The 12033-nt window shown below is 38.4% G+C and carries 9 protein-coding genes; 3 read left to right on the forward strand and 6 right to left on the reverse strand.

Annotated elements, in window-relative coordinates; all coding sequences use genetic code 11:
• Positions 1 to 18 precede the first annotated feature (18 nt).
• A complete protein-coding gene (locus tag K345_RS0114580) occupies positions 19 to 789 on the reverse strand; it encodes a DUF4037 domain-containing protein (RefSeq protein WP_037572685.1) in 771 nt (256 codons plus the stop codon).
• Between the two features lie 71 nt (positions 790 to 860).
• Between K345_RS0114580 and K345_RS0114585 the strand changes: the two genes are divergently transcribed.
• Positions 861 to 1343, forward strand: a complete 483-nt coding sequence (locus K345_RS0114585; RefSeq protein ID WP_028974795.1) for a hypothetical protein — start codon at positions 861 to 863, stop codon at positions 1341 to 1343.
• Between the two features lie 39 nt (positions 1344 to 1382).
• Positions 1383 to 1805 carry a YkvA family protein gene (locus tag K345_RS23910; RefSeq protein WP_053228342.1) on the forward strand — a complete coding sequence of 141 codons (423 nt, stop codon included), beginning with the start codon at positions 1383 to 1385 and terminating at the stop codon, positions 1803 to 1805.
• Positions 1806 to 1809: 4 nt separating this feature from the next.
• On the opposite strand, the gene K345_RS22490 is transcribed toward K345_RS23910, so the two are convergent.
• The 4 genes from K345_RS22490 to K345_RS21270 form a co-directional block, all read right to left on the reverse strand.
• Positions 1810 to 3780 carry a PAS domain-containing sensor histidine kinase gene (locus tag K345_RS22490; RefSeq protein WP_053228343.1) on the reverse strand — a complete coding sequence of 657 codons (1971 nt, stop codon included), beginning with the start codon at positions 3778 to 3780 and terminating at the stop codon, positions 1810 to 1812.
• Positions 3780 to 4919, reverse strand: a complete 1140-nt coding sequence (locus tag K345_RS0114600) for a response regulator (RefSeq protein WP_028974797.1) — start codon at positions 4917 to 4919, stop codon at positions 3780 to 3782. The genes K345_RS22490 and K345_RS0114600 overlap by 1 nt, the downstream gene beginning before the upstream one ends.
• 2 nt (positions 4920 to 4921) lie before the next feature.
• Positions 4922 to 6166 (reverse strand): HD domain-containing phosphohydrolase, encoded by a 1245-nt coding sequence (locus K345_RS0114605; RefSeq protein WP_028974798.1) that lies wholly within the window; start codon positions 6164 to 6166, stop codon positions 4922 to 4924.
• A 233-nt stretch (positions 6167 to 6399) separates the two neighbouring features.
• Entirely contained in the window at positions 6400 to 9201 is a 2802-nt protein-coding gene (locus K345_RS21270) for a M16 family metallopeptidase (RefSeq protein WP_053228344.1), read from the reverse strand.
• 144 nt (positions 9202 to 9345) lie between these two features.
• Between K345_RS21270 and K345_RS0114615 the strand changes: the two genes are divergently transcribed.
• Entirely contained in the window at positions 9346 to 10212 is an 867-nt protein-coding gene (locus K345_RS0114615) for a GGDEF domain-containing protein (RefSeq protein WP_028974799.1), read from the forward strand.
• On the opposite strand, the gene K345_RS0114620 is transcribed toward K345_RS0114615, so the two are convergent.
• Positions 10213 to 11955: a hypothetical protein gene (locus K345_RS0114620; RefSeq protein WP_028974800.1), complete on the reverse strand. Its 1743-nt coding sequence runs from the start codon at positions 11953 to 11955 to the stop codon at positions 10213 to 10215.
• Positions 11956 to 12033 lie beyond the last annotated feature (78 nt).

A 12033-nucleotide genomic window follows, 5' to 3' on the forward strand; every position in this document is an offset into this window, starting at 1 on the left:
CAGACAGAAGACAGAAGATTAACCCAAGGAGATAATGCTTTTGGCGAATAATTCGGCTACCTCTCTCTTTCTTTCTGGATCGAGATCCCCTTCCTTCCTCAACAGAGCTTCAAGACGACCTTCATACCCCTCAGGTAAAATAGCTAATTGACTACCTAAGGAATCCAATTGACGGGGAGCCGGCTCAAATTGACGATTGATAGCAAACAGGCTACCCATTCCATGGGTAAGGAACTTACTTAATGATAATTGAGTAAACAATCTATCCCCTTTTAGGACAGCGGCACTAAAATCATTAAGGGCATTCTCCATTCTTGTTATATGATAACGTTTTCTGTGCCACCAGAATTCATCATTCAAGAGAGCCACACGGGATCGAGCCCGTTCTAACCAGTCTCTCTTTTCTTCAATAATCTGGGCATTACAAAGCCGAAATAGCACGTAGGTACTATCAGATTTTAGTTCATAGGGAGGAATCTCTGCTTCATCCAGCAGCTGATTAATGGTATTGATCTCTTTATATTCTATCCGCACTGGCAAATCGTCAACTACAAACCTGTCTTTTTCCTTGCCAACAGAGGATTCAAAAGCTCCTGATTGGGGAAACATCCGACGACGTTCATCCTTAACAGGTAAAAAACCTTGGTAATAAACATCCAAGGCCAAATAAAAATAGGGATCAAAGGGATCCAACTCATTAAGTCCGGCTAGGGTGACAACATATACAGAATCCCAACCGATCAGAGTTTGAGCTATATCCTTAGCCAAGCTCTGAGCTTCACTTCTCATTCTATGTTCCTCATTTACAAACACTACGCTATAATTAAGCTGATACACTATATCATAGGATAGATTATTTGATGAAGACACTCCTCCTTGGAATCTCCCCACCCCAGAACGGGGATGTGGAACTATATAACTTAAAAAGAGAGCTACTCAGTCAATATAGAGAGACGGGGGCTCTTATATTCCCTCCGTTTATTCCCTTGGGGACCATAGATCAATTAACAAAATCAAAGGAAATCAGTCAAAAACTTCAGACCTTAGAAGGAATAGAATTGTCCCGGGATTGGTACCTTAGCTCTGAACTTTTAGGTAATAACTTGTATATCAAGACAAATATTCCAGGAAGCCGGGAATTTTGGACAAAAACCTTTCCCGATTTAGACTGGAAATGCCCAGAAGGTATATTAATGGGCCACAACATAATCAATGTCCCAGACCTACAGATTCCCTCCCTACACTGGCATGTATGGAAACTTATTCTACTAGCCTATGAATCACCGTCCCCTGAGGAACACAAATGGTGGGTAGAAGAAGAAATTAACAAAAAGCCTAAATAGTATTATATTGAGTTATATATAGCAGTAAAAGGAGATACTATGGCTTCTGCCCATCCTATTAATGACCTGAGTAAACTTGAAGAAGAGTTTAAAAAATCTCAAAGAAAAGCCAAGAAAATATATCGCAAACCAGAAGAAGTTCATAAGGTACTCAAAGATTCAGAGAGCAAAGCCTATGATGTCAGAGACAAAATAGAATCTGTCTGGGAGTATATCCTTCTCTTTATTGATCTTGTAAAGAATTGGGTAACTCAGAAATACGATAAGATTCCTGGTAAAAGTATTATCTCAATCATTGCTGGACTATTATATTTTGTATCTCCTATTGATTTAATACCTGATATGATACCTGTCATTGGTTATTTAGATGATATATTTGTCATAGGCTTAGTAGTAAAAGCAGTCAAACATGATCTGGAAGCCTATAAACATTGGTTGGAAGAGCAAAAACTGGTTCAATAGCTCACTAGTGTTTAGTAGATGGTAGGGTTATAATAAATTTGGCACCCTGCCCTTCTTCTGATTCTACTTTAATACGCCCCTGATGTTTATTAACGATAATATCATAGGAGATATTCAGACCGAGCCCCGTTCCTACTCCTATGTCCTTTGTGGTAAAAAAAGGATCAAAGATATTTTGTAAATTCTTTTTTGGTATTCCACATCCAGAATCCTGGATTTCCACTTTGATAGAATCCTGTTCCTGGTAGGTCTTAATGGATATCCTTCCCAGACCTTTCTTCCCTGTATCCTTGATGGCATGAGCTGCATTCACAATCATATTCAAAAACACTTGATTCATTTGATTAGCAGATCCCCATACAGGTGGGATTTTTTGCAGATCCTTCTCGACATTAGCCACATATTTGTATTCATTCTTGCAAATCACCAAGGTGGATTCAATACATTGATTAATATCAATGGGTCCTAATTCTGACACCTGATCAATACGGGAAAAGTCTCTCAGGTTTTTGACAATTGACAAAATCCTATTAAAACCTTCCTCTGACTCTTTAAGAATTTCATCAGTATCATTCAGATAATCATTAACCTTGCCCCATTTAAGATCATCTTGCTCCACAGTATTCTGCCAATTATGAAAGAACTCCTTTATATAGTTCTGATACTTCTCCATAGTTTCATAGTTACTTTTCAGAAAACCAAGGGGGTTATTAATTTCATGAGCAACACCTGCCGCTAAGTGTCCAATAGAAGCTAACTTTTCCTGGGATACCATCTGTGCCTGGGTTTCTTTAAATTTTCTGTTGGTTTCTTCTAATTGAAAATTCATCTGCATCAAGTCCCTGGCTTCCTGAATACGAATGGTGACATCTTTCACAATGCATTGAAAGCTTGCCACATTCCCCCCACCGTCATGAATCGCAATACAAGATTCAAGACCAAACTTTTTTTTACCTCCTACTTCCACCATGAATTCAAAATCATTGATATAACCTTGCGTACTAATAACTTTATAGAAATATCCCGACTTAACATCAGGATGCAGGGTTTTAAAATCCAGCTTAAAAGCATCCTCTACAGAACTGGCCCCAAAAAACTGAGCTCCAGACTGATTTATACTTAATAACTCACCATCCTTTGATAAAGAAAATATGCCATCTATACTATTCTCAACAACATCCCTATAGCGGTTAGAGATCCTATCCTTTTCAACAAGAGCTTTTTTCCTATCCTGGCGTTCTACCTGATAGTTCAGGACAATTTTAAAAAGAGGAGTAGAATGTTTAAGGAGGTCTCGAAACATTTGAACTTCCTCTGCTTTAAAGGGAGCCGTCCTGGCGATCTCAGCAAAACCCAAGACGTCATTAGCATATCGTAAACAATACACAAGGGAGGTATCTAAGATACGGTTCCCGATAATGCTACGATGGGAAGTATTAAAGCAAAGCAGATCATTATCTTCCACATCAATAGGATCGATATTCAATACTTCTGGCCAATCCTTGGATTCCATTCCTAATAATAAGGGGATTCCTCTGTTATCTTTGGTGTAATAGTCGATATCCCATATCTTACCTTTATGAATGAGAATCAAACGCCCTTCTTGAGAACAAAAAAAATCAACCATTCTTTGAAGGAATACCTTTACCCCATTCTCCTTGGGTAATTCTTCCAGAATATCAACCATGGTATGTTGATGTTGTAACTCTTTATTGAGTGAAGAGGCTCCTTCCTTAACTTTGTGATAGTTCTTATCTATTTTTCTAACCAGATAGGCTAATCGATAATCTAAATCATTATTATTATGAGAAATATGAGACCATTTGATATGCCCTTCCTGAATCTGATTGATAAGATCCTTTATGGCTTTGATTTGAATTTTATTTCTATTAAACAATATGAGCTTAATCAGAATAATAACAAGAATAAAAGTGGAAGCTGTAAAAACATAGAGAAGGATCTCTGATAGAACCATTAAAGGATATCAACCTTCAAAAGGAGGTAATCATCCCAATAGGTCTTATCCTCTCTTAGCTTCCCTATATGATTATTCCATTGAGATAAGGCTTCCTTATGGGCTATAGATTTAAGTAATCCCTTTTTGACCTGGCTTACTTCTATTAATTCACTATGACTGTTTTTCTTGCGAAATCCTCTTGTGTATATATAAAGACTATCTTGAGACTTAAGACCAATCTTCATAGATCGGTATTGTATTTGATTTTTGAACCCTACGCCTGGTTCTTTTAGGTGAATGGTTTCCAGAGCCGAACCTCGATGGACAAAAAAAGGTTCTGCATCAGCCAAAGTAAAGGAGAGCACTTTCTCTTCTGTATTATAGAGAAAAATAGATAAACCCAGGCTTAATTCAGGGAGATTAAGATCTGCCTCGACAACAACATCATTAACCTGATGCATTAGATAATTCGTAGTGTATTTTTTTTTCTGATCAATCAAACGGTCCAGGTGCATTTTCATCAAGCAAGTAAGATATAAACCTTTTGATCCATATAAATTCTGGTTCCCCAATGCCCATACAAGATAGTGCCCATTTTCAAAAATCCTTTGATAGTAGAATTGGCTACTCCCTAAAAACTCACTAAAATAGACTTGTTTTTTGACTAAATGTAAATGCTCTTTGAAGGGTAAATAACGGGTCAGTATCTTATGAGATTTTTTGGACCATTCTAATTCATCCATCAAGTCCTGATTGATTTTGTTTGTCTCTTTATTCATTTTGTAACGAAGAAGGGCATTATTCAGTCCATCAATAAGTTCATCGTTTTCCCAAGGCTTATGAATATAAGAATTGATACCCGATTGAATAGCATTCTGTATGGAATCCAAATCTGAATATCCTGACAATAGGACACAACCCATATCAAAGAAAAAGCCCCTAATCTGAGCTATCAGTTCAGCACCAGTCATACCAGGCATTCTAAAATCAGTCACAAGAAGAGCCACACTTTCTAACCCACTCATATAATCAAGAGCTTCCTGAGGATCCGTGAAGGATATGATTTCTAACTGTTGTTCTTCTGCCCAATCGGCGAGTTGACGTTTAAGAGCCAGTATAATGTTCTTTTCATCATCAACAATGACAAACTTATCCATAATTACACCTTTTTAACTGTGATTGTTGTACCTTTTATCTGATCAGCCAATTTCATAACTTTCTCAATCAAGTCCTCTGTCATAAAGGTTTCTGAAGGGAGAAATAGGACACCACTCTTTAGGCGTATATTTGACATAATAGTCATCCCAGCTTTCAATTGAGGAAGCTCTATCTTTTCCACAAGCTGTTTTACCTGTCCCTTCACCTCTTCTTCCATCATTGCATAGAAAACCTTGTAAAGAGCAGGATCATAGAAGCGTTTTTTTTGATCCATGATTTGTAGACATTTACGTCCATCCTGCTCTTGATTCACCCATAAATCATCCCAGTCAGAAGCTAATTTAATAATCCGAGAGAAGAGAGGGATAGAAGATCCACTCAAATGATTAGGGATACCCGAGCCATCCCAACATTCTTTATGATAACGAATGGTATGAGCTATTTTTTCTAATTCAAAGACTTGCTCTAATAGGTTGGCTCCTATTTCAGGATCACTTTTGGGATTTTCCTTATCTTGCTGACTTTCATGGCCGATGGCTCCAATGTCATGTAACATGGCGGCTAATACCAAATCTTGAACTTCCTCTTCCTTCAAATCCATTTTGTGAGCCATCTTGGAACATAGAGAGGCAACCCTCCTGTGATGGGTACCTAAATTTGCTTGAAACAATTCAGTAATACTGGTTAATAACAGAACGATTTGTTTAAGGTTGGAAGTCGTTTCTATTTGCCTGGCTTGTAAGGATACAAGGGCTTTTTTTAACTTATCAGTCCTGTCTTCCACTAACATTTCCAACTTATGATTCATAGATTGAAGTTGTTTATTCTGAGTTATAACCTTGGCATTAAGGGATCGGTTCTCATTGACTAAACGTCCATACTCCAGGCCGTTACGCACCGTCATTATGATAGTCTCATTATCCCAAGGCTTTTCTAAAAATCGGTATACTTCACCGGAATTCACCGCACGCATTACGGCATCTTTGTCAGCATAACCAGTTAACATAATCCGTACTATGTGGGGGAACTTGATTTTGACAGCTTCCAGAAAGCGACTTCCTGCCACTTCCGGCATTCGCTCATCGGAAATAACAAGATCGATATGGCGATCTTTGGAGGCTATTATGGCCATAGCCTCTCTGGCAGAAGAAGCGGTAAAGATGAGTAGATCCCTATAATCAATAAAGACTCTCTTGAGGGAATTCAGAATGTTGGCTTCATCATCCACTAAAAGTATTTCGTGCAAAGCTATTCCTCAACATAATTTCCTATTTGAAAATGTAGTTGATGGTCTGTCAAATTGCAAAGAAAGGGTTAATTTTTTGTATTAATTAGCTCCAATACTATTATCTAGTACTGAAATATCAATTTTACTTATTAGACTTCATTGGTCTTCAATAAGCAGACTTCCAGTTTGAGCTTTAAGAAATCCCGAAAGCACATGACCTCCGGGATTATCGGTCTATATAAGTAAAATAATTACTTATCTTCAGGTGTTAAGATCAGTTTGACATAATGATCAGGATTTATATAGGTCTTAATCATTCGTGATATATTGGCAGGAGTGATCTGATCTATGATTTTAGATTCCTCCATAATGACATCAAAATCCTTACCATCTAATTCCAGATCAATCATTTGGGATAACCAGTAGGAGTTTTCTTTTAATCCCTTCTCCTGATCTCTAATGAGTCCTTCTTTTACCTTTACGATATTTTTCTCCTGAACAACACCACTGGCAAGCTTTTTGATCTCATCGAATACAGCGGCAGTTAGTTCCTCTTCCCGTCCCGGTTCACAGCCAAAATCTATATTTAAGGAAAAGTGATCATTAGGTACATCTGTGGCAGCACCAGAGACTCGGACCCCATAGGTTCCACTCATATCTTCCCGAATCTTTTCATGAAGTCTAAGGGCTAAGACATGACGGGCCGCTTCAAAGAGATCTTTTTGCCATTTCCCTGGAGTAAAATCTCCGGAGAAAGTAAGGTGAACTCGGCTTTGAGGCTCCAATCCTTTGTGTATGGTCTCTTCGGTTATACCTTTAGGAAAGTTAACATTTTGATCCACAAAAGATTCTCGTTTTGTTGTGGCGGGCAGACTGGCTATATAGGTAGAGACTTCTTCTTTGAGTTCTTTCATATCAATGTTACCTACAAAGAAGAATGTAAAATCAGCAGCATTGGCGAATCTCTCTTCACCAATCTTTTGAGCCTGCTCAAGTTTTACTTCACTCAACAAAGAGGAGGTCAAAGGTCTATATCTGAAATGCCCCCCTGAAGTCAGTACACGTAGACGGTCACTAAATATGGTTTGTGGATCATTTTCTTTATTTTCCAGAAAACTAGAGTAACGGTTCATAAGCGAATTAAAAGCCTGTTTTGTATACATCTGCTTTGTGAATGATAGATTAACAAGCTGGAAGAAGGTTGTCCCATCTTCAGGACTATACTGACCGGAGACTCCTTCATAATAGTCATGAATCCAGGAGTTTACTTTGACAGACTTGCCTGCCAAAAGGTTTTGTAGCTCAATGGAATTAAAACCATTAAGACCAGATTGACTGGCAATGGCCATAGCAAACTGGGAAGATAAGTAGTCCCTATCCTTCACAAGAGAAGAACCACCGGGACTTACAGCATAAAAGAGGACTTGGTTGTCCATAAAATCTGTTGGCTTTACAATAACCTGGGCTCCATTAGATAAGGTCCATCTGGTGATTCCTGTAGCAGGATATTTTTGTTCATCCAGGATAGCTCCGGGAGTAGGTATGTTTTCCATTAATTCTCTATCATCTGCCATAAGAGCATAGGGTTTTAAATCTTCTGACTTAACCTGATTAAAAATTCCTTCCACATCACTTTCTGTAGGAATCATTTCCCCCTCTGGTGCCGAGATGAGAACTACAGGACCAACATCGTCTAGCCAATTGGAGACAAATTGATTCATTTCTTTTAGAGATATGCCGGGAAGGAAATCTTTATACAGCTGATACTCAACTTCAATTCCCGGAATTGGTTCGCCAAATAAATAGTGACGTTTTAGTTCATCCGCAAGAGAAGAAGATGGTATATTCTCTTTTTCTAAATAGTATTGCCGCATGGAAGAGAGGAGATTGTTCTTTTCTCTATCTAATTCTGCTTGGGTAAATCCATAACGTTTGACCCGTTCTGATTCTTCTAATAAAGCCCTGAGACTTGTATCGATGCCCCCACTTGGAGCTATGGCGATGAGATACCCCAAATCTTTATTTCTCACAAAACGCTGTGAACCTGTGCTCACATCAAGGAAGGGAGGATTTTCTTCCTGAAGGATCTCAGCTAATCTTTTATTAAGCATACGGAATTGTAAAGCTTGTTTGATAGTCTCTCTATAATCCCCTCTTGTGAAGAAATCCTTAGGATCTTGTTTGTAATACACTTCTACCTGATTGTAGGAGGTTTCAGGATCAGTTGTGATATTGATATTTATATCCTTGTTATCAGGAACAGGATAAGAAGGTCTTTCCGGCCCGCCCTGTGAGGGATAGTCAAATTGCTCTTTGATCTTTTTAATTACTGTGTCCTGATCCACATCTCCCACGACAATGATCGACATTAATTCTGGTCGATACCATTTATGATAAAAGTCTTTTAATCTCTGTACAGGTGCATTCGCCACAACATCCATATGTCCTATGGGAAGACGATCTGCATACCGGGATCCATCAAATAGAACAGGAAATTGCTGATCCTGTATACGACCCTGAGCCCCACGTCCTAGACGCCATTCTTCTGTAACAACACCCCGTTCCTTATCCACTTCTTCAGGATCAAAACTTATTGAGGTAGCCCAATCATGAAGGACAAGAAGGGCTTTATCCAGAATCTCTGGATCATCTGCGGGGATACGAAGCATGTACACTGTTTCATCAAAACTAGTGTAGGCATTGATTTCAGGACCAAAGTCCATTCCAACCATCTCAAAATAATCCACTAATTCCTGTTTGGCGAAATGTTCTGTTCCATTGAAAGCCATATGTTCAATAAGGTGAGCTAATCCTTGTTGATCCTCTTCTTCCATTAAGGAACCAGCGTTCACTACAAGTCTTAAGGCAATTCTGTTGTCTGGTTTTTTATTTTCTCTAACAAAATAGGTTAATCCATTATCTAAAGTATCCGTCGCGACACGAGAGTCGAAAGGCAAGGCAGATTTGGTATCGGCCTTTGACAATTCATTTGAGCCCGCACAGCCAGCGAATAGTATGACGGCCAATATTAAGGGCCATATTTTCTTTAACACTTAATCACTCCTTTTTATCTTTCATTTAAAAAAAACATTATTGTTCTTATGGTAACAAATAAAAAATACCACATGTTTCCATTCTTTGTTACAATGTAAATGAAATCTAACACTAAAAACCATAGGATTCCAGGGGAGACTCAAATGATTGATACCTTTGACATAATGGAAACTCCAAGCGTCATTACGACTATGGACGGTAAAATAACCAGGTCAAACCCAGCTTTTCTGAAGATGTTTAATATCAATGAAGTCATGGCCCTGGATCATCGTATTCAAGAGTTTATTTATCCCAAAGATCTAAGTCTTCATCATTCGGAATGCGAACGATTGTTTGCTGCAAAGAAAAGCAGTTTCACCCAGCGATGTCGGGTTTTTCCAAATGAAGGAGACATCTTCTGGGTTGATGCTATGGTAAGTATAATGATTGAAGAAAATATTCCCAAAGCTTATCTCTATACCTTTCATGATGTTCATGACCTGGTGGTGACAAAAGAAAGATTGGAAAAGTTATCCACCAAAGATGAATTAACAGGAGCTTATAGAGAAGAGTACTTCTTTGATCTTAAGTTGAACAATGAATGGGCTAGATGGATCCGATACAAAAGACCATTTGCTCTGGTTTATATTGATCTGGATATGCTTCATCATATTAATGTCCAAATAGGTAGACGAGCAGGGGATTATGCCTTAAAAAGTTTGGCTGAAAAGGTAACCCATTTAATACGTGAGAATGACTTCCTGGGTCGTGTTCAGGGCGGTGAATTTGTGCTTTTCCTTGCAGAAACTATAGAACCTGAAGGGGTAGCCAAACGCATTCATGAAGAGATAAGAAAAATTGTCATACTGGAAGAGGATCAGGAAACGTCTTTTACTGTTAGTATAGGAGCCGCCACTGTTCTTACTGACGACAGAAGTATTACAGATGTTCTGGAAAGGGCAAAAAAAATGTTGCACAGAGCCAAAGAACAAGGTAAAAACCAAGTTCATGTGACTACTGGCAACAGTTAATTAGTTCTCTACTGTCTTTTCGATTTTAGCTTCTAGTACACCAGTAAGAGAATTGAACTCAGCTTGCAAGGAATCAAGTCCTTTCAAGAAACTTTCCTTAGTATTAAGAGCGAATTTATCAGCTAAAGAATGGTAATAACTGATACCACTTGAGATATTCTTGATAAAGCTTTCGATAGTCTTTTCTCCATCTTTTAATAAACCAAGAGAAAAATCCTCGCCCTGCTTTCTAAGGTAATTAATATATAATTCCAATTCCTTAAGAAACATATGTGGTCTTTCTTTAACTTTTAGCAAATTAATACGTCCATAGATATGTGAGACCATATCTTTAAGACTGGAAATGCCTTTGAAATAGGCTAAATTAGGTCCAGGAGTCATAGCTGGTAGAGCTAGTTTGTCTATCCCCAACTTTTTAGTAGCACAACCAGCCAGATCATGACAAATACAAGCCTTGTCTAATACACTTTGACGAAGTCTATCATAAACGGCAGTACTTAAATCGGCTGCTTTTAGAGCTAATAACTTTTTATTTTGATATGCCCGACTGGCAGTACACCTTGGGTTACCCTCAAATTCCTCATTAAGAGCCAGAAAACCTTTAACACAGGGGGCCCCTGGCTTACCTGCTTCAATACGTTCAATACGTTTTGTTTCACTGGCAGACCCATGAACATTCCAGAATGGAACTCCCAGAGGACTAGCTTCACTTAAATAAATATCTTCTTCACCAGCTTCACTAAGCAGTTTTAAGCTGTCATCATCCATATTAATGGCTTCTGGTACAAGCATAAAAGGTGTTCCCCAACCAGTACCATCCATGGCAAATTCAGACTGAAGGAACTTATCTTCTTCATGAGTCCCTATTCCCCCTTGTACTGTGATACGTACACGTGAACTGGATAACTCTTTCCCACCTGCTTTTAGATAAGCATTATAAAGAGTGGTTTGAAGATTTTCTCTACTATTGCGAAATTCTTCAAGAATAGGTCCCAATAGAACGCCTTGAGAAGGGAATGTATGACCACCACAATTTAGTCCGGATTCGATACGATATTCACTCACCCATAAACCTTTACGGGCTAACATACGTCCTTGAACCATGGCTGAACGGTAATCACTAACTTTGATAATGATTTTTTTCTTAATAACACCATCTTCGTTTGCTTTAAAATCATCATATTGTTCTAAGATTCCAAATAATCCCGGGTTCATACCGGCAGATAGAACAACAGAACCTTCGACCTCAGATTCTGCAAAACCTATTAAAGCAGTATGAGCATACTTTTTGACTCCATCTAGTTTGGTCATAATGTTGACATCAATGGATCCTTTAGACAGCTTTTGCTTCAAGAGATCAATCTGAGAACGAGCTTCTTCTCCTTCCATTTCCTTACAAGCATAAAAAGCTTGTCGAAGCTCACCTTCAGGCAACATCTCTACTAATCGCCATAAGTCATTTTCTAGGGTTTGTTCGAATTCTATGTCTATTATGTCATTTATTAAATTCAAATAAGCTGTAATACGTTTTGCACGATGATTATCTTCAGCTTTGGTAATAGGGGTATAATCCCTATTCCATTGCTGACAGTAATGAGCCCGCATAGACTCGATCAATTCATCATCTACCAGTGATATTACTGATGAGATCCCGTAACTGGCCACTTTTACCGGAGTATCAACTGTGAAGCCAGTCCCCAGCACGGGAATGTGAAAAGAATGTAAAGGGCTTGGTTGCTCCATCTCATACCTCAACAAATAAAATTTTAGTTCAGGTTAAGCTGATAAATAAGCTAAGACAAGCCCTTAGACGATATTTTA

Origin of the sequence: Spirochaeta cellobiosiphila DSM 17781 (assembly GCF_000426705.1) — a bacterium.
Lineage (GTDB): Bacteria > Spirochaetota > Spirochaetia > DSM-17781 > DSM-17781 > Spirochaeta_E > Spirochaeta_E cellobiosiphila.

Bases quoted from the DNA above. Each gene is read 5' to 3' on its own strand.
- K345_RS0114580 (WP_037572685.1), bottom strand. From the start codon at position 789: ATGAGAAGTGAAGCTCAGAGCTTGGCTAAGGATATAGCTCAAACTCTG.
- K345_RS0114585 (WP_028974795.1), top strand. From the start codon at position 861: ATGAAGACACTCCTCCTTGGAATCTCCCCACCCCAGAACGGGGATGTG.
- K345_RS23910 (WP_053228342.1), top strand. From the start codon at position 1,383: ATGGCTTCTGCCCATCCTATTAATGACCTGAGTAAACTTGAAGAAGAG.
- K345_RS22490 (WP_053228343.1), bottom strand. From the start codon at position 3,780: ATGGTTCTATCAGAGATCCTTCTCTATGTTTTTACAGCTTCCACTTTT.
- K345_RS0114600 (WP_028974797.1), bottom strand. From the start codon at position 4,919: ATGGATAAGTTTGTCATTGTTGATGATGAAAAGAACATTATACTGGCT.
- K345_RS0114615 (WP_028974799.1), top strand. From the start codon at position 9,346: ATGATTGATACCTTTGACATAATGGAAACTCCAAGCGTCATTACGACT.
- K345_RS0114620 (WP_028974800.1), bottom strand. From the start codon at position 11,955: ATGGAGCAACCAAGCCCTTTACATTCTTTTCACATTCCCGTGCTGGGG.